The 19,854-nt window shown below is 50.0% G+C and carries 16 protein-coding genes; 7 read left to right on the top strand and 9 right to left on the bottom strand.

Annotation, left to right across the window (positions count from 1 at the left end; all coding sequences use genetic code 11):
* Window positions 1-10: 10 nt before the first annotated feature.
* Both M2371_RS14745 and M2371_RS14740 read right to left on the bottom strand, forming a co-directional pair.
* On the bottom strand, window positions 11-1,945 hold the full coding sequence (locus M2371_RS14745; protein WP_259268046.1) for a methyl-accepting chemotaxis protein: 1,935 nt from the start codon (window positions 1,943-1,945) through the stop codon (window positions 11-13).
* A gap of 243 nt (window positions 1,946-2,188) precedes the next feature.
* Window positions 2,189-2,623 (bottom strand): winged helix-turn-helix domain-containing protein, encoded by a 435-nt coding sequence (locus M2371_RS14740; RefSeq protein WP_310473322.1) that lies wholly within the window; start codon window positions 2,621-2,623, stop codon window positions 2,189-2,191.
* Between the two features lie 611 nt (window positions 2,624-3,234).
* On the opposite strand from M2371_RS14740, the gene M2371_RS14735 reads away from it, so the two are divergent.
* Together M2371_RS14735 and M2371_RS14730 are read left to right on the top strand one after the other, a co-directional pair.
* Window positions 3,235-4,044, top strand: a complete 810-nt coding sequence (locus M2371_RS14735) for a winged helix-turn-helix domain-containing protein (RefSeq protein WP_259268045.1) — start codon at window positions 3,235-3,237, stop codon at window positions 4,042-4,044.
* Window positions 4,034-4,507, top strand: coding sequence for a hypothetical protein (locus M2371_RS14730; RefSeq protein ID WP_259268044.1), 474 nt, complete (start codon window positions 4,034-4,036; stop codon window positions 4,505-4,507). Before M2371_RS14735 ends, M2371_RS14730 begins: the two co-directional genes overlap by 11 nt.
* Window positions 4,508-4,521: 14 nt before the next feature.
* Here M2371_RS14730 and M2371_RS14725 read toward each other — a convergent pair whose 3' ends face one another.
* Window positions 4,522-5,346: an AraC family transcriptional regulator gene (locus tag M2371_RS14725; protein WP_259268043.1), complete on the bottom strand. Its 825-nt coding sequence runs from the start codon at window positions 5,344-5,346 to the stop codon at window positions 4,522-4,524.
* A gap of 237 nt (window positions 5,347-5,583) precedes the next feature.
* On the opposite strand from M2371_RS14725, the gene M2371_RS14720 reads away from it, so the two are divergent.
* Together M2371_RS14720 and M2371_RS14715 are read left to right on the top strand one after the other, a co-directional pair.
* On the top strand, window positions 5,584-6,987 hold the full coding sequence (locus M2371_RS14720) for an MFS transporter (RefSeq protein ID WP_259268042.1): 1,404 nt from the start codon (window positions 5,584-5,586) through the stop codon (window positions 6,985-6,987).
* A gap of 9 nt (window positions 6,988-6,996) precedes the next feature.
* Window positions 6,997-8,964, top strand: coding sequence for a glycoside hydrolase family 127 protein (locus M2371_RS14715; protein ID WP_259268041.1), 1,968 nt, complete (start codon window positions 6,997-6,999; stop codon window positions 8,962-8,964).
* 45 nt (window positions 8,965-9,009) lie between these two features.
* Here M2371_RS14715 and M2371_RS14710 read toward each other — a convergent pair whose 3' ends face one another.
* Both M2371_RS14710 and M2371_RS14705 read right to left on the bottom strand, forming a co-directional pair.
* Window positions 9,010-10,149: an HlyD family secretion protein gene (locus tag M2371_RS14710; RefSeq protein ID WP_259268040.1), complete on the bottom strand. Its 1,140-nt coding sequence runs from the start codon at window positions 10,147-10,149 to the stop codon at window positions 9,010-9,012.
* A 20-nt stretch (window positions 10,150-10,169) separates the two neighbouring features.
* A complete protein-coding gene (locus M2371_RS14705; protein ID WP_172892958.1) occupies window positions 10,170-10,514 on the bottom strand; it encodes a DUF3302 domain-containing protein in 345 nt (114 codons plus the stop codon).
* A gap of 258 nt (window positions 10,515-10,772) precedes the next feature.
* Between M2371_RS14705 and M2371_RS14700 the strand changes: the two genes are divergently transcribed.
* Entirely contained in the window at window positions 10,773-11,402 is a 630-nt protein-coding gene (locus M2371_RS14700; protein ID WP_259268039.1) for a helix-turn-helix domain-containing protein, read from the top strand.
* A gap of 223 nt (window positions 11,403-11,625) precedes the next feature.
* Window positions 11,626-12,672, top strand: coding sequence for a porin OmpA (gene ompA, locus M2371_RS14695; RefSeq protein WP_034499416.1), 1,047 nt, complete (start codon window positions 11,626-11,628; stop codon window positions 12,670-12,672).
* Between the two features lie 195 nt (window positions 12,673-12,867).
* Here the strand turns inward: ompA and M2371_RS14690 are convergent, their stop codons facing one another.
* Window positions 12,868-13,737, bottom strand: coding sequence for an ROK family protein (locus M2371_RS14690; RefSeq protein ID WP_034499414.1), 870 nt, complete (start codon window positions 13,735-13,737; stop codon window positions 12,868-12,870).
* Between the two features lie 189 nt (window positions 13,738-13,926).
* Between M2371_RS14690 and M2371_RS14685 the strand changes: the two genes are divergently transcribed.
* Window positions 13,927-15,465 (top strand): aldehyde dehydrogenase family protein, encoded by a 1,539-nt coding sequence (locus M2371_RS14685; RefSeq protein ID WP_259268038.1) that lies wholly within the window; start codon window positions 13,927-13,929, stop codon window positions 15,463-15,465.
* Between the two features lie 221 nt (window positions 15,466-15,686).
* On the opposite strand, the gene selB is transcribed toward M2371_RS14685, so the two are convergent.
* The 3 genes from selB to M2371_RS14670 all read right to left on the bottom strand — a co-directional run bounded on the left by selB (window position 15,687) and on the right by M2371_RS14670 (window position 19,601).
* On the bottom strand, window positions 15,687-17,537 hold the full coding sequence (gene selB, locus M2371_RS14680; RefSeq protein ID WP_259268037.1) for a selenocysteine-specific translation elongation factor: 1,851 nt from the start codon (window positions 17,535-17,537) through the stop codon (window positions 15,687-15,689).
* Window positions 17,534-18,922 (bottom strand): L-seryl-tRNA(Sec) selenium transferase, encoded by a 1,389-nt coding sequence (gene selA, locus M2371_RS14675; protein ID WP_259268036.1) that lies wholly within the window; start codon window positions 18,920-18,922, stop codon window positions 17,534-17,536. Before selA ends, selB begins: the two co-directional genes overlap by 4 nt.
* Window positions 18,923-18,992: 70 nt before the next feature.
* Window positions 18,993-19,601 (bottom strand): glutathione S-transferase, encoded by a 609-nt coding sequence (locus M2371_RS14670; protein WP_259268035.1) that lies wholly within the window; start codon window positions 19,599-19,601, stop codon window positions 18,993-18,995.
* Between the last annotated feature and the right edge of the window lie 253 nt (window positions 19,602-19,854).

The following is a 19,854-nucleotide window of genomic DNA, read 5'->3' as shown; positions in this document are numbered from 1 at the left end:
ATGAAAATTGTTAAAATTCGACCCAATTATCTCTATTGTTCGGTGCGGATTTTTTGCTCGGCACTTGAGCAATGACGTAGTTTGCTGTAGCGCGAGTTTCTGTTTCATCGACTTGCGTTTTTGACACCCGAAATATCGACACCACCTTCTCAAGTTGCACGGCTTGTTCTTCTAACGAACTGGCTGCTGCGGAAGATTCTTCGACCAACGCCGCATTTTGCTGCGTAGTGGTATCCATTTCTGCCATCGCCTGCGCAATCTGCGCAATACCGCGGCTCTGTTCATCCGTGGCGGCGGCAATTTCACTCATAATATCCCGCACCTGGATGACTGAAGTTTCGATGTTATCCATCGCCACACCTGCACCCTCCACCAGACGGAAGCCCGAGTCGACATACGAAGCCGACTCATGAATTAGCGCTTCAATCTCTTTCGCCGACTGCGCACTACGCTGCGCCAGGTTGCGAACTTCGCCAGCGACTACCGCAAAACCTTTCCCTTGATCCCCCGCTCGTGCCGCTTCCACTGCCGCATTCAACGCCAGAATATTGGTCTGGAAGGCGATGCTATTAATCACCGTGGTGATTTCAGAAATACGGTGCGAGCTGTTCTGCACGTTTTTCATGGTGTCGATAACCATCTTCGAAATCTGGCTACCTTCATTGGCTTTTTGCGAGGCCGCTTCCGCAAGTTGGCGCGCGTGTCGGGCGTTTTCGGCATTGAGCGCCACGGTTGAGGTCAGCTCTTCCATACTGGCGGCGGTTTCAACCACGGCGGCAGATTGCTGCTCGGTACGCGAAGATAAGTCCATGTTCCCGGCGGCAATTTCAGATGACGAGCGGGCCACGCTATCCACGCCATCACGCACATTTTGAATAATATTTTTCAGGTTGTTATTCATCGTCGCCACGGCCTGCATCAGCAAACCAGGTTCATCACGACGCTGGCTTTCAAGTGTGCCGGTGAGGTCACCTTTAGCGATTTGTTCAGCAACCAGTAAGGTTTCATTGAGCGGACGGGTAATAGAGCGAGTTATCGCATACGCAATGAGAATGCCAAGCAATATGCCAATAATGGCGACAATCTCCATTTCGCGTTCTGCTTTAACCACCACGTCTTCAGCCGCTTTCTGCTGGAGGAGATATAAGGTGTTAATTGTGCGAGCCAGTTCCACTGCGCTGTTGGTTAGTTTGATTGACAGGGAATTCTGTAGATTCCAGGCTTCGCGATAACTGGAAAGATTGGCAGAAAACCGCTGAATTTCAGTCACGCCTGTTGCCACCCAACTTTGATCTGCCGCTGGCAATACAGGTAACAACTGTTGTGCAAGAGCCGTTCCGGCTGTTAAGCGGGCCTGCATCGTTTGTTCTAAGCCTTCACCTGGCTTGAGTTTGAAATCGTTAAGCGAGGAATCGATGTCGTTCCAGCTAAATCCTAGCTGTGATACCAGGGTTTTTTGCGCGTCTGACAGCGCATCGTTGCGGCTCAATTTATCTGCCAGCAGCGATTTTTTATATAAATCCTGCGAATTCAAATGATCTTCAATGCTCTTCTTTTGATTCAGAGCATTAATGAACGGTGCGGTATTCGCCATATAATTATTCACCGCACTTTCAGTCTTCAGCAGCGCAGCGAGTCCCTGCGGCGACCATTTTAATTTCTTAAGTTTGGCAATCTGCTCCATCATGCCATTCAGGGAATGGTTATTCTGTTCAAGATATTGTAGATCATAGGTATATTGATAATTGGTGCGGCTTAAGCGTGCAACGGTCAGGTCGTTATTTAACTCGCTGGTTATTGCACTTTTATTAATTTTGTCCTGAATGTCATTTAAACCGATCATTGCCGAGATAACAATAATGATGGTGACTAAAAAGACAATTGCGAAGCCTAAGTATAGCTTCTTGCTAACTTTTAAATTTGAGAAAGCGTTAAATATACTCATGTTTTATCCATTAATGGCGGCCAGGCCTTTGGTGAGCGTTGTTTTTTAAAATTGCTATCATTCTAATAATACAAGTGTGGGCTTTTATAAATACCCTCATCAACACTGGATTAACGAACGGAGAGGTCGCGTGAACCCACCACCAATGAAGGTATTTATAAAAAAAAAGGCCCTAAGTATTTTCATAATCAGGGCAAATGCATCCTACGTGGTCGCACTTACTCAAGGTGTGACCTTATGGTGTTATTCCTTTTCTCTCCCAGAGGTAAGGCTGAGATCACTTACTCGGTAATAAATGGGTGTTACGTCTATATAATTAATGATATAACCACTGCCTTTCATGTTTAGGATGAAATCGCCTGGCAATCCCAACAGGTGTAGTTTTTTATTGAGGTTGTTTAACACCTGCCATAAACGTTGTGTTGATGGTATGAGGTTGTTTTCTTCCCATACATTTTTAAGTAGCTCGTCTTTAGTGACTTTTTTATGTCGCGCATGTAATAACAGATAAATAAATAGCTGTAACATGGTTCCATTAAAAAATATCGAACCAAAAATGAAGCTTCGCTCTGTGCCACTGGCTGGAAGTCGGTATATCCTTCCGTTATCAATATCGAAATGGATTTCTTTGCCGATCATAAATCCATGCAATTGATAGTCCATATCTTTCATGCTCATATAAAATAAATCCGACTGTTGTACCGTTGCCCGTGTTCATTTCCTATAAGCCCTACTCTTTATAAGGGAGGATTATATGACTACCGTGAATACTTACAATATATGGTGCAACAGAGCAGATCACGGCCAGCTTATGGATATACATGGAGTTTAAAACTTGTTTCATACGCCTACTTAGAATAAAAAACCGCTCTTTTGCAAACCACATCGCTTACATATGGAAAACCATTATGAGTGCATGGCTCAAGATAAAATTCTAAATTAATTATCATTGGTAGCATGTTGCTCTGGTTTGACCACTAATTGTCTGTTTTAGAAATCTATTTAATTTCCTTTCATCAGTGCGGTTATCTGCGATTAATCTTAAAATTTTTAAGGTCATTACGGCAGAGGGTGTTTTCGAGATGGAACTAGCTTAGCGATTTTGTCCGGAAGGAGGAGTGATTTTCTATGAATTATACTTAGTCAGAAATCCGGTAATAGAGATGAAGGCTGGCAACATAAAATTGTAATTTATTGATTATAAAATTAAAAAATCTGAATCAGTTTTTTTGCTGCGACGTTTCACTCAATGAAGCCGCTTTGAGGGTTAAAATTTAGGCGAGGATAAAATGATGAACACCGTCTTTTTGATCAATGACACGCTTCTTTTCGACCCTAATGATCACAGTCTGCGTCCAATCGAAGGGCTGCCTGGCAGCAGGGTCGTTATTCATACTCCGGCAAGTGAATGCTTACTGCTTTTACTGCGGCACAATCATCAGGTCTTAACCCAACGGTTTCTCTTTGAGCAGGTATGGGAGAAACAAGGGGCGGTGGTCACCACCAATGCGCTCTATCAAAGCATAGCCTCGCTCAGAAAAGGGCTTCATGCGGCCGGGCTTACGGAAAATATTATTAAAACCGTCCCGAAGATGGGGTTTAAATCGGTGGCAACTGTTAGTGAAGGAACAGCCGATGAGTTTATCGTTCCAGTATCTGTCACCTCGTTACCGCCAGCGGGTGTAAATAAAGAGACCGAAACGGCACTTCACGAACTGCCACAACGCAGAACGCGCGTTACTGACTTTTTTAATTCACGTTTGGCATATCTGCTGGCTGGCATCGCATTTATTCTTTCTTGTGGCGTCGTTTATATGCAGCGCGCGGGGGGAGAATCTTTCTATTCCGATTACAGTTACATCGGGCAGGTCAATGGTTGTTTGCTTTATTCCTCCTGGTCTGGTGAAGAGAAAAGTGCTCAAACTTTTAGTGCACTGGGTAGGCGTTATTCATTGAATTGCAAATCGGGAGGGGTTGCTTATTTAACCCTTAATCGTTCTCTGCAAGGTTTATCCGTATTGATATGTGATCGGAAAATTGCATACAGCACGGCTGAGTGCCAATCTTACATATTCAGGAAAGATCGCTATGAAAGCTAACAAAAGGATAGCGTGTTGGGTGCTGATCGTTTTATTGATTGCGTTACCTTTGATTTTTGCCTGGTATCAGGCATATAAACGCGATCATTTTTCTTGTGATGCTACCGCAACTATTGTTGGTGAAAATATCAGCTACGAGATGATTACACACTTTGTCTTTAATGAGGGCTCCGGGACTTATACGGCATCCGGGCAACTGCACGAAGAAGGCAAGCCAGAGATGAATACCAATAACCATTTCAACTTTAAATACTGGCACGAAGAGGAGAAAATCATCATGATCTCGAAAGAAAATAGCGGGATGGAGAATGTTTTCAGCCACTATTTCCCCTATACACCGGATTTCTTTTTGTACCGTGAGCGAGGCATTAGCCTGGAGGTTAAACGTGAAAACGCATCGAGCTATTTGTTTAGCTACGATGGCACCCCGTTGTTTTATTGCACGCTGACAAAGACGAATTGAACCTTAAGCCCAATTTAATCCGAATTAATATGCACCTTACAATAGCGTCGCTTCCATGCCGCGGGCGTCAATCCCATCGTTTTACGAAACACCTTCCTGAAATAGCCCACATCCTGAAACCCACTGCGCTGCGCCACTTCGCTTAACGAACATGAATCGCTAATCAGCATTTTCTCTGCACTGAGTACGCGCTGGCGGTGAATAGCCTCGGTGATGGTTAATTCAAATGTCTGCCGGTAAACACGGCCAAGATAATCCGCATTGCAATGTAATTGACTGGCGAGTGATGACGTCGAAACCGGCAGATGAAATTGTGTACGGATTAGCTGCTGGGCTTTATACGCCAACGCCACGCCGCTGTTGTCGGGCTGGGGATTGTCATTCGCCGCCACTGAAAGTTGCTGCATGATCAACAATAAAATGAGCTCCAGCGAGTCGCTGCGGTTAATGGCCTCCTGTTCGCTTAAAAACTGGCGAAATAAAGAAATAACATATTGTGGATTAATCACTTGCCCATGCTGTGGCATAGAAATTAATGAAACCGGGTAGTCTGATGGATTATCACCATGTGAATTGAGTTCAAAATGCAGCCAGTAAAATTTTAAATCCGCCGGGAAGTTGCCTACCCCGACATGTTTCCGATGTGGCCAGAGTAATAAACTTTCCCCCGCCTTAACGCTAAAAAGCGCGTCCTCTTCTCTGATCGTAAGTGTCCCTTTTTCAACGAAAATCAACTCCCACGAGTCCAGTTCCCGCTGCGGATGGCTGCCCACGCCACGTGAAATAAACAAACCGCCGTTTTGTACGCGAAGAGGTAAAGATATTTTTAAATCAAACAATTACGTAATCCTCAAATCCATTCTCCCGCCATAGTGTAGATAAAATAAACCGGGCGGTGGATTTGTCGCAGGCGTTTGGCGATCTCCTTCACAGTTTTATCCTCAGGTCGGAATTGTCATCTTTTTATACTTTTCTATCGCCTTGTTGGTATTTGGATTGAGTGCCAATTTATTGGGGTACTTTGCAAATACAAAAAATAATAACTTCCGGTTCTCAACCCGAGCGAGGCGTAAATCATGACCTCTACCCCTATAAATAATACTGATATTACGGCGACAGATTTAAATGACAGGCTCTCGGTACGCGAGAAAATAGGTTACGGATTAGGTGATGCAGGCGGAACGGTTATTACCTGCCTTATCATGAACTTCCTGACTTTTTTCTACACCGATGTATTCGGTTTAACCCCTGCGATTGTCGGCACGTTGTTTATTGCATTACGTGTTTTCGACGCGATTTCTGACCCGCTGATGGGCATTCTGGCTGACCGTACGCAAAGCCGTTTTGGCCGCTTTCGCCCATGGCAGTTGTGGGTTGCAGTGCCAATTGGCGTGATCGGCGTGCTGACGTTTACGGTGCCAGATCTTAGCGCCAATATGAAAATCCTCTGGGCATTCGGTACTTATCTTCTGCTTTCAGTGGGTTACACCGCCATTAACGTGCCTTATTGCGCGCTAATCAACACTATGACCACGCGCCACGATGAAGTGATTTCCTGTCAGTCCTGGCGCTTTGTGTTGTGCGGTGTGGCGGGCTTCCTGGTCTCGGTTGGCCTGCCGTGGTTGGTGGAAATCATCGGCCAGGGAAACGCCGCGAAGGGCTACCAGATGGGCGTCGGTATTTTGTGTGCCGTGGCGGTGGTGATGTTCCTGTGCTGCTTCTTTTGGGTGCGCGAACGTGTGCCGCTGGCGCTGATGGGCAAATTTACTCTGCGCGAACACCTGGCGGGTTTGCGTAAAAACGACCAGCTATTACTGAGCCTGGTGATGTCGTTCCTGCTGATTAACGTGTTTAACCTGCGCGGCGGCGGCTACATGTATTTCATTACTTATGTGCTGCAAGGCAGCGCTGGGTTTGCCTCACTGTTCTTCACGATGGTGACATTCGCATCCATTCTTGGCGCGGTGATTGTGAACCCGCTCGCCAAACGCTTTGATACCGTAAAACTCTACTATTACACCAACCTGGTTTTAGCGGTGCTGGCTGCAGGGATGTGGTTTTTGCCAATGGGCGCGGCGTTCCAGACCCTATGGCTGCTGGTGATTTTGGCTAACGGCATCATTCTTGGATTCACTCTGCCACTGCACTTTTCCATCATGGCGTTCGCCGATGACTACGGCGAGTGGAAAACCGGCGTGCGTTCCTCGGGGATGAACTTCGCATTTAATCTTTTCTTCATCAAATTAGCCTGGGCTGCTAGCGCCGGGATCATCAGCATGGTGTTTATTTTCGTGGCCTATCAACCCGGCCCGGAACACCAGACGGCGGCCTCACTTTCTGGCATTACCGCGCTGGAAACCCTGCTGCCAGCCGCATTCCACCTGTTACTGGCTCTGGCGATTCGCCGTTGCCGTTTGAATAATCCTATGATGGCGCAGATTTCCACTGACTTACGTCAGCGCCATGTCCAGACCGCCTGAGGAGTTGTTATGAATCAGCCTGATATTTTACAGGAAGTAGACCTGCACCAACTGAAAGTGACCGATGCGTTTTTAGGCCAGTACCAGCGTCTGGTGCGCGACGTGGTGATCCCGTATCAGTGGGATGCCCTGAACGACCGCATTACCGAAGCGGACCCGAGCCACGCCATCGAAAACTTTGAAATCGCGGCGGGGCGCAAAGAGGGTGAGTTTTACGGCATGGTTTTCCAGGACAGCGACGTGGCGAAATGGCTCGAAGCGGTGGCGTGGTCGCTGTGCCAGAAGCCGGATGCGGAGCTTGAAAAAACCGCCGATGACGTTATCGAACTGGTCGAAGCTGCGCAGTGCGAAGACGGGTATCTGAATACTTATTTCACCGTAAAAGCCCCGGATGAGCGCTGGACGAACCTCGCTGAATGCCATGAGCTTTACTGCGCCGGGCACATGATTGAAGCGGGTGTCGCGTTCTTTCAGGCGACCGGAAAACGCCGCCTGCTGGATGTGGTATGCCGTCTGGCTGACCATATCGACCGCGTGTTTGGCCCAGGCGTTAATCAGCTTCATGGCTATCCAGGCCATCCGGAAATCGAACTGGCGCTGATGCGTTTATATGAAGTGACGGACAATCCGCGCTATCTAAATCTGGTGAATTATTTCGTTGAAGAACGTGGAGCGCAGCCGCATTTTTACGATACCGAATATGAAAAACGTGGGCGTACCTCGCACTGGAACATTCACGGCCCAGCCTGGATGGTGAAAGACAAAGCCTACAGCCAGGCGCATGAACCGCTGGCGTTGCAGCAAACAGCTATCGGCCACGCGGTGCGTTTTGTCTATTTAATGGCAGGCGTCGCGCACCTGGCGCGGCTGCATAAAGATGAAGAAAAACGCCAGACCTGCCTGCGCCTGTGGGACAACATGGTGCAGCGCCAGCTGTACATTACAGGCGGCATCGGTTCGCAAAGCAGCGGCGAAGCGTTCAGCTCTGATTACGATCTGCCGAATGACACGGTGTACGCCGAAAGCTGTGCTTCCATTGGGCTGATGATGTACGCCCGCCGCATGCTACAAATGGAAGCCGACAGCCGCTTTGCCGACGTGATGGAACGCGCGCTATACAACACGGTTCTTGGTGGAATGGCGCTGGATGGCAAACATTTCTTCTATGTGAACCCGTTGGAAGTTCACCCGAAAACGCTGGCCTTCAACCATATTTACGACCACGTAAAACCAGTTCGCCAACGCTGGTTTGGTTGCGCCTGCTGCCCGCCGAACATTGCGCGCGTGCTGACTTCGCTCGGCCACTACATTTACACGCCGCAGCCGGAAGCGCTGTATGTGCATCTGTATGTCGGCAACGAAATGGCCGTTCCGGTGGGTGATAAAGAACTGCGCCTGAAAATCAGCGGTAATTATCCGTGGGATGAGCAGATAGACATTGCCGTGACGTCGCCGCAAGCCGTGCAGCATACTCTCGCGCTGCGTTTACCGGACTGGTGCGAAAACCCGCAGGTTCTGCTCAATGGAGAGAGTTGCGTTGGGGAGATCCGAAAAGGTTATCTGCATATTCACCGCTTGTGGCAGGAGGGCGACACCGTTCGTCTGACGCTGCCGATGCCGGTTCGTCGCGTTTACGGCAATCCGCTGCTGCGCCATATTGCAGGCAAAGTTGCGGTGCAACGTGGGCCGCTGATTTATTGCCTGGAAGAGGCGGATAACGGTGCCGAACTGCATAATCTGTATTTGCCGAAAGAGAGCACTTTCAGCCTGATTGAAGGCAAAGGTTTGTTCGCCCACAAAGTGCTGATTCAGGCTGACGGCGAGCGTAAGTCATGTGAGCAGGCATCTTCACAGGCGTTGTATCACTATGATAATTCGCCAGTAAAAACCGCAGCGAAAAAGCTGACCTTTATTCCGTGGTTTAGTTGGGCGAACCGTGGGGAAGGGGAAATGCGGATCTGGGTTAACGGCGAGTAATCCGGGATCGACGGGATCTCTGCTGCCAGAGATCCCGTCGATCGGTCAGTGATCGATATAAAGGTAGTGCGTCCAGCTTGTCATGCGCAGCAGGATTTTGCGCAGAATCGACAAGTGCTCCACATGCTCGGTGTACACTGCCGCCTGGGCGGTCGTCCCTTTCGGCAGCGCGTCGATAGCGGAATTCGGGTCCAGGGTAATGTCCGCATAAATACCGTCCAGCCCTGGATTCTGACTCAACCCCTGCAAGAACCCCTGTGCCTGGAAGCTGCTATTAGCGACCACAGGCAGTATCTGCTTCACCGTGCCTGGAAAGACTTTGCCCGGCAGACCGTTAAACACCACCTCGGCTTTGTCGCCTGCGTGTAAACGTAACGCGGAATTTTGGCGGAATGCCGCATAAATATCGGTTTTTTGCTCAGGGACAAATACCATTGCCGGGCGCAGCGGCAGCGGACGTAAGAACATGCCGGGTTTGAGTAAGACCTGGGTAACATAACCCGCTTCAGGTGCGCGAACGGTGGTTCTGTCGAGGTAGTATTGCGCCTCTTTCAGGCTCGATTCGAGCTTATAGACCGTGGCGTTTTCGTTGCCCACTAATGCATCCAGTTGTGCTTTGGTTTGCTCACGTTTCGCCTGTGCCGAACGCCATTGTGCTTGTGCCGCCAGCGCGTGTTCCTGCGCGCTGACGACTTCCTGATCGGTAAATGGGCTTTTCATGCGGTCGCGGCTGCCTTCGCGATAACGGTTGGCATCTTTTAACGCCAGGTCGCGGTTGGCTTTGTACTGTTCGATATCGGCGGTTTGCGAGGCTAGCCGGGCTTTGAGAACTTCGACATTTTGCTGCGCAGTTTCAATTTCGCCTTTGATCGCATCGACTTTTGACTGGTAAGGCGTGGGGTCAATACTGAAAAGAAAATCTCCTTTCTTCAGCATCTTATTCGTGTCCTGAGTGACCCTGGTCACCGTTCCCTGAACCTCAGGAATAATCGGCACCGTTACGGTCAGCATCTGTGCTCGTTCAGTGTACGGATGGTTATAATTCATCGTCAGGACCAGACTGCTTAACAGAATAACCCCACCCAATATTGCCGTTGGCACTGACCATTTATTAAGAGGTATTTTAAAAAGTTTAAATATACAAATACAAATGGCAGCATAAATAAGGAGCAGTAATAATTCCACGATATTTCCTGGTCATTTAATTAGTCTGAATGGGGTAAATCTTTCTGGCTGTTGACGCTTTGTGCCGCGAGTTGTTGCTCAAGCAGCGCGAGACGGGCTTGCAGTTGTGCCATGTTATCGCTTTCTTTAGCACTAAAGCCCCAGCCCCGGTCTTCGCGGTACAACATTGCCCAAATCCAAATAAAAGGCCATAACACATGTAGCGTTAAGAGACTGACCCATCCGGCGGCGTGAATAGCGTCCTGATGAGGGTGATTGCGCTCAACGGCGATTTCGTAGGGAATATCGTGAATGACAATTATTCCGTAAAACACGGCCAGAGCGGCAAAGCACAATAAGCCCAGCGCGAAATAATCTAAGAACATAAGAATAATTTCCGGTGAAATGGGAACCGGCAAAGGTAGGGGTAAATAGTGGAATTGGCTACTGATAATTTAATTAAAATTAAATTTTGAGGGCGTATGTGGTTATTTTAACTGAGGATAAATTGTTTCTGGATATTCATTTGTTACGTTTGTGATGATGCCCGGATAACGCATGCTGCTCAATGTGACTTTTATTTATTTATAAATTTATGGAAAAATGTATATAATCATATTGAAGTCATTCACTGAGGAAAAACTATGCCGTTATCTGCCCCCGTCAGACCGGATGAATCAATTGGGCGTTTACTTGAAGCACTGAAGCCTTTCAGTACAGAAATGAGCGTGGTCCCCCGTAAAAGATTGCACTGGGAATACAAGGGCGAAGCGCAGTTATATCTCTTTATGCAAGGTGAGTTGTCCGTGTTGCGCGTAACAGACGGGCTGGTGATTGCCGGTGCCTATGATCCGCATCTGTTTGGTTTAGCGGAGGCGCTTCAACCTTCACGCTGCCATATTCTGCGCGTCGATGTTGATTCCACTATATTGCGAGTCAGCGCTAAAAAAGCCATGGAAATATTCGATCAACAAAACCTGTGGCGTGACGTTTCTATTACCTTAGCTTACTTTAATAGTTACCTCTTTTATCGTGACGATCTGGTTGTTCAACAGCGTACCTATTCCGTTATTTGCAACCATTTACAGGAAATCATTCAGTTACCGCTGGAAACAAGAATGCGTGTTTCCGTCCTTGAATATATTCAGGAAAGAACGCACTTATCACGTAGCAGCGTGCTTAATGTTTTGTTTGCGTTAAAGGAAGCCAATTATCTCTCTCTGAAAAGAGGCGGCTACTTAATTGAAATGAATGAATTACCCGAGAAGATTTGACGCGTAAGAAAGAAATAAGCATGTAGCTTTAGCATTTTATGTTAATTACCAGGCTCCATTATATGATGGTGTCTGGTAATTAACGTCGTTGTAAATAAAACGTTTAAAAATAAACTTATTATAATTTCAAATGAGTGAACTATCTCTCTATTATCCGTGTCGACAAACTTATGGTTTTTAATTCTGAGTCGTTTGCTCAGAAACTGGATATGTTAGGGAATATATGAAAAAGACTCTTGTGGCTTTAATCGTGCTGAATGCTTGCGCAGTTTCTAACGTATTTGCTGCGGCAGACGCGAACACCTGGTACGGCGGCGCTAAAATGGGCTGGTCCCACTATTTTGATGCCAGCGGCAACAAAGATTTCAACGATAACGTGAGCAACGCGACTGACTTCGATTTCGATAAAGATAATGTCAGCGGTGGTGTGTTTGCAGGTTATCAGGTTCTGCCATGGTTAGCGGTGGAAGGGGGTTATGACTACCTCGGCAACATGGGGATTAACGGTAATAACGGCGTTTCTGGCGCGAAAATGAAAAGCCAGGGCCTGCAACTGTCTCTGAAAGCCAGCTACGGTTTGACGGATAGCTGGGATATCTATGGCCGTGCTGGTGCGATGGGTTATCGCGCAGAAACCAGTGGCGCAGGTCGTAGCGATTTTGAAACTGGCGTGCGCCCACTGGCCGCAGTCGGTACTGAATATGCCTTCACTAAAAACTGGGCGGGTCGCCTGGAATACCAGTGGGTGAGCAACGTCGGTAACTCCAACCAGATTGGTATTAGCAGCGATGTAAGCTCTGTTTCCGCTGGTATTGTGTACCGTTTCGGCCAGCATGATGACGCCGTTTTGGCACCTGTTGTTGCACCAGTGGCAGCAGCGCCCGAAGTGAAAAAATTCAATCTGAAATCTGATGTGCTGTTCGGCTTTAATTCCGCAGAACTGACGCCAGAAGGCCACGCGGCAATTTCGCAGCTGTATAGCAGCCCGGAAATGCAGGCGGCGAAAAACAGCTCGACGACGGTAGTCGGTTACAGCGATCGCCTGGGTTCAGAAAACTACAATCAGCAGCTTTCTTCTCAGCGTGCGCAAGCCGTAGTTGATGCGCTGGTGGCACAAGGTATGCCTGCTCAAAACGTGCGTGCTGAAGGCCGTGGTGAGAGTGATCCTGTTACCGGCAATAGCTGCGATAACAACATGTCAAAATCACAACTTATCGACTGCCTGGCACCGGATCGCCGCGTAGTGGTTGAGATTGCTGGCGAAAAGTAATCGAGCAGTAACAGGCAGCTGACAAAGGCCAATGAACGGGTTTTGTAGGGTGGATAAGCGCAAGCGTCATCCACCATTTACGTCCGTTGTGTCGGATGACGCTGCGCTTATCCGACCTACGAACAGATTTATAAAATAAAAAGTTTTACTATCGTCCGTTGCCCGGTCTCTTCGCCGGGCTTTTTTGCGTCTGGACTACTTCTGTTTTGCCAGCCATACGGCACCTAACATGCCCGCTTTATTCCCCAGTTTGCAGGGGCGAATCGGCACTTTCAGCACATCCCAGAATTTAAAACCTTCCAAATGCCGCTCAAGCATCGGGTACAGCATGGGCTGTGTACTGACGCCGCCGCCGAGCAAAATAGCCTGCGGGTCGAACAGTGACACCACGCTATAAATGCCACGTGCCAGGTATTTTACCCAGTTGTCGATAACGCCCTGAATATGAAGATCGGTTTCGGCGCGGGCGAAAATATCCTGGCCGCGGATTTTCTCATCGGCGGGGATATTCATCTCGCGGCGACAGGCGTCCATCAGCCCTTTGGCCGATGCCAGTTGGTGCATGTCTTCGCCATATTTGCCCACCGGCAGCACGCCAAATTCACCGGCCCGAAAGTGCGATCCGCGCATTAGCTCGCGGTTCACAATAATACCGCCGCCGATGCCCGTACCAATAGTCACGCAAACCAGGGAGTCGTATTCGTTGCCCGCACCCAGCCACATTTCACCGAGTGCGGCACAGTTGGCGTCATTTTCAACGGTGACTGGAAGGTCAGTCAGTGCGCCGAAAATTTCCAGAAGATTGCTACCATCCAGAAACTCCAGGGCGCCAGCTTTGGGGACATTACCTGTGTGCGGGTTTATGTATCCGGGGAAGCTGATAGCAATACCGGCAATTTCATTATGCTGCCGATACCCCGCCACCACGCTTTGCCATGCATCCAGAAACAGCTGCTTGTCGTAGTGGGTGTCATATTCTTCGGCGATAAGCACCTCTCCCTCTTCAGTGAACAAACCGTGCTTAACATGAGTACCTCCGACATCGAAGCCTATAAACAGCCGCATAAGCCTTCCTAATTGTGAAACGGGAAAAATGAATCTTTAAGTATGTATCAAAACCAATAACCTGCTGATTGATTACTCCGAATCAGCAGATGTTTAATCCGTGATCGGTGTCGTAAAGCCTCCAAACACTGGCGAAGAAATCACCTGTGGCGTCTACGCTTGAGAGTGCAAACCGACCAGGAGAACCCCATGACAAATAATCCTCCCGATACCCGAATTATTCCCGGCGAATATGGTTTCCCGCTCAAACTTAAGCCTCGTTACGACAACTTTATTGGTGGCCAATGGGTGCCGCCAGTTGACGGGAAATACTACGAAAACCTGACGCCTGTCACCGGCCAACCGTTATGTGAAATCGCCAGTTCCAGCAAAGGCGATATCGACCTTGCTCTGGACGCGGCGCACGAAGCTAAAGCAGGCTGGGGCGGCATGTCCATTCAGGATCGCGCCAATATCCTGCTAAAAATTGCCGACCGTATGGAGCAGAATATTGAGCTGCTGGCGGCGGCAGAAACCTGGGATAACGGCAAACCGATTCGTGAAACCAGCGGCGCTGACGTGCCTTTGGCTATCGACCATTTCCGCTACTTTGCGTCCTGTATTCGTGCGCAAGAAGGTGGGATCAGTGAAGTCGATGGCGACACGGTGGCGTATCACTTCCACGAACCGCTCGGTGTCGTCGCGCAAATTATCCCGTGGAACTTCCCGTTGCTGATGGCAAGCTGGAAAATGGCTCCGGCGCTGGCGGCGGGCAACTGTGTTGTGCTGAAACCGGCACGATTAACGCCGCTGTCTGTTCTGCTAATGATGGAGCTGGTGGGCGATTTACTGCCGCCGGGAGTCATCAACGTGGTGAATGGCGCTGGGGGGGAAATCGGTGAATATCTGGCAACATCTAAACGCATCGCCAAAGTCGCGTTTACCGGCTCGACCGAAGTTGGCCAGCAAATCATGCAGTACGCGACGCAAAACATTATTCCCGTCACGCTGGAACTGGGCGGCAAATCCCCGAACATCTTCTTTGCTGATGTGATGGACGAAGAGGACGCCTTCTTCGACAAAGCGCTGGAAGGTTTCGCGCTGTTTGCCTTTAACCAGGGCGAAGTTTGCACCTGCCCGAGCCGCGCACTGGTGCAGGAATCCATTTACGAACGCTTTATGGAACGCGCCATCCGACGCGTGGAATCCATCCGCAGCGGCAACCCGCTGGATGTGAACACACAGATGGGCGCGCAGGTATCCCAGGGGCAGATGGAAACCATTCTGAACTACATTGATATCGGCAAAAAGGAGGGTGCTGATGTGCTCACCGGCGGGCGTCGCAAAGCGCTGGAAGGGGATTTAAAAGCAGGTTATTACCTCGAGCCAACCATTCTGTTCGGTAAAAACAACATGCGCGTTTTCCAGGAAGAAATCTTCGGCCCGGTACTCGCCGTGACGACGTTTAAAACCATGGAGGAAGCTCTGGAACTGGCGAACGATACCGAATATGGTCTGGGTGCAGGCGTCTGGAGCCGTAACGGCAACCTGGCGTACAAAATGGGGCGCGGCATTCAGGCCGGGCGCGTGTGGACCAACTGCTATCACGCCTATCCCGCACATGCCGCGTTCGGGGGATACAAACAATCCGGTATCGGGCGTGAAACTCACAAAATGATGCTGGAGCATTATCAGCAGACTAAATGCTTGTTGGTGAGTTACTCCGAGAAGCCGTTAGGATTGTTCTGATATACCCGTCATACTTCAAGTTGCAGGGGGGTTGGCTGCACTCACAAACCCGAATCACTTACTTGAGTAAGCTCATCGGGATTTGCTCACTTGCCGCCTACCTGCAACTCGAATTATTTTGGGTATAGATAAGGATGATCAGGTTTGGTTGGGTGGATAAGCCGCAGGCGTCATCCACCATTTATGCCCGTTTTGTCAGATGATGCTGGCGCTTATCCGACCTACGACTTCTCAATCATAAACAGCGCCTTATCACGCAGTAAATGGTCGTTCCCACGGCGGCGGGTAAAGCCAATTCGGTCAAAGTACTCGAGGATTTGTACCGCAAGTTTCCGACCGACGCCGAGACTGTCGCGGAAATCGGCAGCACTGGTGGCGCCTTGCGTTTGATCCAGTTCGCGGATCAAATTAGCAAAGGTTTGAATCCGATCGTTCCGGTAATACCTGTCTTTTAAGATAGCTGTCACCAGCCCAAGCTGCGCGGCAAAGCGCAGTAACTGCCGCATGGTTTGTTCATCTTGCTGCGTTTCCCGCGCAAGATCTCGCACCCACCACGGGTCATCGCCAAACAGCACATCTACTTTTTCCCATATCGCCAGTTGTTCGGCGGAGAAGCCCGGTTTGTGGTCCGGAAGATGCAGCCAGCCCTGGCGGCTTGCGAGCAACTCTTCCTGACGCATTTTCTCGATTAACGCCAGAACCAGCGGTTCGTCTTCGCCAGGCAGCGCCATACGGCGTAAGCGTTCGCGTCCAGGGCCGGGTTGGTCATCGTGCTGCTGATGATAACGTTCGAGCGTATCGAGCAATTTTTGCTTCCAGCGCGTCGCCATTTCATCACTCAGCAAGCTGTTGCCCGCGCGCAGATAATCTGGTCGGGTTAGCAGTTCCTGCAAGCCCTGAGCGGTGAGTTGGCGCGCCCAGGCAAAATCACTCAATGTCACAGCGCTACGCTGCAAATGGGTGTCGAGCGCCTGTTGGTCGTTTTCAGCGTCTTTAAGTTGCTGTAACCAGGCCAAAAATGCAGGCTGACGTTTACCACGGCGCGGCGCGTGCAGAAGAATCGCTCTCGCACCGGCCAATGTGACGCGAGCACTGATATCGCGCAGCACCAGGCGGTCGTTATCAGCAAGCCACAACGGCACATCCAGGACCAGCTCAGCGAGATCGTCTTCCAGCAGAGAAATACGTCCGGTGACGTGGCTCGCGGCGTGGTGAATATGCAACGGCTGCCATTGCTGTAACGGTGCGTGGCTTTGCAACTGAACAATCACGCGTTCAACTGGCTGGAGCGGTTGCTCTGCCAATAACCAGTCCCCACGTTTGATATCCAGCTTTTCGGCATCGCCACTGATATTGAGTGCAATACGCTGCCCGGCAAATGCGCTTTCTGTTTTGCTATTTTGGGCATGTAAACCGCGCACGCGCATGGGTTTATCGGCACCTGTCAGCCACAGTGAATCGCCAATTTTTACTTCGCCGCTAAGTGCGGTTCCCGTCACCACTAAACCTGCGCCTTTTACGGTAAAAGCACGGTCAATGGCGAGACGGAAACGATACTGGCGCGGATGGGCTCGCTCTGGCAGTGAAAGTAAGTACTCACGTAGTTCATCAATCCCTGTGCCGCTGGTGGCTGCGGTGACAAACAAAGCAGCATCTTGCCAGCCAAATTCTTTGACCGTTTCCAGCACTGATTCACGGACTTCATCGATACGCGCTTCGCTCACCCGGTCGGCTTTGGTTAAGGCGACGGTTAACGATGGCTTGCCGGTTAATTGCAAAATGGCGAGATGCTCGCGAGTTTGCGCCATCACACCGTCGTCGCAAGCAACGACTAACAGCGCGTGGTCAATGCCGCCCACGCCTGCCAGCATGTTGGCGAGGAATTTTTCATGCCCCGGCACATCAATGAAACCGGGAATTTTGCCATCGGGTTGCGGCCAGTAGGCGTAACCGAGATCGATGGTCATACCGCGTTTTTTCTCTTCCGGCAGACGGTCAGCATTCACACCAGTTATAGCTTGTAGCAGGGTAGTTTTGCCGTGGTCAACGTGCCCGGCGGTCGCAATAATCATGGTTTCAGGTTCTCCATGAAGCCTGTTTCATCTTCAAGGCAGCGTAAATCCAGCCATAAACGCCCGTCGCTGATACGGCCAATAATGGGTTTGGTTAATTCGCGTAGGCTTTGAGTGAGTGCGCCAAGCGTGGAGCCTCGGCCATCTTTCGGGCTGAATGTCAGCGCCGAGCTTGGTAATCGGTCTACCGGTAAAGAGCCGCTGCCAATTTGCGATAAACACGGCTCAACACAGACTGTGAATTGCTCGCCGTATTGGCTCTGAAATACAGGCAGCAGACGTTGTGCAAGCTCTGTGATTTCATTCGCATCACGCGTTAACAGGCGTAACGTCGGCAATCTTTCAACCAGCGTTTCCGGATGCTGATATAAACGTAAGGTCGCTTCAAGGGCTGCCAGCGTCATTTTATCGGCGCGCAATGCACGTTTTAGCGGGTGGCTTTGAATGCGGGCGATGAGATCTTTTTTGCCGACAATAATGCCCGCTTGCGGGCCGCCGAGCAGTTTATCTCCGGAGAAGCTCACCAGACTTACGCCTGCGGCAATCAGTTGTTGCGGCATCGGTTCTTCTGGCAATCCCCATTGAGTGAGGTCAACCAGCGAACCGCTGCCCAAATCGGTCACTACCGGAATGTTCAGCTCGTTGCCAAGCTCCACCAGTTCGGCTTCGGTGACGGCTTTGGTAAAGCCCGCCACCTGATAATTGCTGGTGTGGACTTTCATCAATAGCGCCGTATTTTCACCCGCGGCCTGACGATAATCTTTAAGATGCGTGCGGTTTGTCGTACCAACTTCCACAAGTTGGCAACCCGCCTGGCGCATCACATCCGGAATGCGGAATGCACCGCCGATTTCAACCAGCTCCCCGCGCGAGACAACCACCTCTTCACCACTGGCACAGGCTGCCAGCATCAGTAACACCGCTGCTGCATTGTTATTAACGATGCAGGCGTCTTCCGCACCGGTCAGCTCGCAAAGCAAGCCTGCCAGCGCTTTATCGCGATGCCCACGTTCTGCACCGTGTAAATCATATTCCAGAGTCACCGGGAAGCGCATCGCGTTAGTCACGGCTTCGATTGCCGCTTCTGCCTGCAATGCCCGGCCCAGATTGGTATGCAGCACGGTGCCTGTCAGGTTAAACACGGGCTGGAGAGCACTGCGCTGGTGAGATTCCAACTGTACTTGTGCCTGAGCCGCCCAATTTCCATTCCATGTCGGGAGCTGTTGTTGGGTTAGGATGTATTCGCGGGCGGTTTCCAGCATTTTACGTAAGGTGCTGACCACTTGCGTGTGGCCGAAATTGCGTAGCAAATCTCTGAAAGAAGCGTCACGTAACAGTTTATCGATAGCTGGAAGCTGGCTGTACAAGTTGCGATCGGGGGTCATGGCAAGCCGCTGAGTGGTGAAATATGGCGATAGTTTACAGGGGGAGTTGGCCCCCTGTCATGGCGGGAGATCATGCCGTTGGCGGTTCTGTTCGTGCAAAACTTTCACGTTCAAAGAGTTTTTCAACCAGCTTTACCAAATGTGGGCGGTCGACACACCAGCCAGGGGAAACCCGGCGGAAGTTGAGATAGCCCACCGCGCAAGCCACCGCGATAGTCGCCACGCAAAGTTCATCGGCATTGAGTTTTTTATCCGCAGCGTATTGTTCGAGCAGTGTCAGGCCTCGGCTGATTTTTTCGCGCTGGCGCAGGAGTTCTGTTTCAGATTGCTGCTCGATTGGGCGCTGACGCTCGCGCACTGAAACCAGGGCGGCGTCCATTACACCGTCTGCCAACGCTTCAATCTGGCGCATTTGCAGGGCGGCTTTTGGGTCACGAGGGATAAGGGCAGGGGCGATGTCCAAAAGCTCGAGGTACTGCGCAATAATTGGGGAATCGAACCAATACTCGCCGTCGTCCGTCACCAGCGCGGGTACTTTGCCCAGCGGGTTGTATTGCGGAGTGACGCTATCAGACGTCCACGGGTTGTCGTTCACAAATTCAAACGTGATGCCCTTTTCCAGCAGGATGATGGATATTTTGCGCACGTACGGGCTGGTGTAATTACCGATAAGTTTCATTACATCGTCCATTTTCAATCGACAAAGCGTAAGTATGGTTCAGGAATTATGAAGACGCCTGGGGTCGCGCGATATTGTTTGCCGCTGCGCTGTAATTTTCTGACAAAACGAAAGGCTTCTGGCAGGTGGAATTGCCCTGGATCACACTCGCGAAAATCCACGTAAAATATTTTGTGAATCACATCACATTTAAATAACAAAGTCTCAGCAAGTAAATGTGACTCTTATCACATAAAGGCGTCAATGATGCGCA

The sequence above is a fragment of the Buttiauxella sp. BIGb0471 genome (assembly GCF_024807715.1).
GTDB lineage: Bacteria > Pseudomonadota > Gammaproteobacteria > Enterobacterales > Enterobacteriaceae > Buttiauxella > Buttiauxella agrestis.
This window is presented reverse-complemented; position numbering and strand designations above follow the sequence as displayed.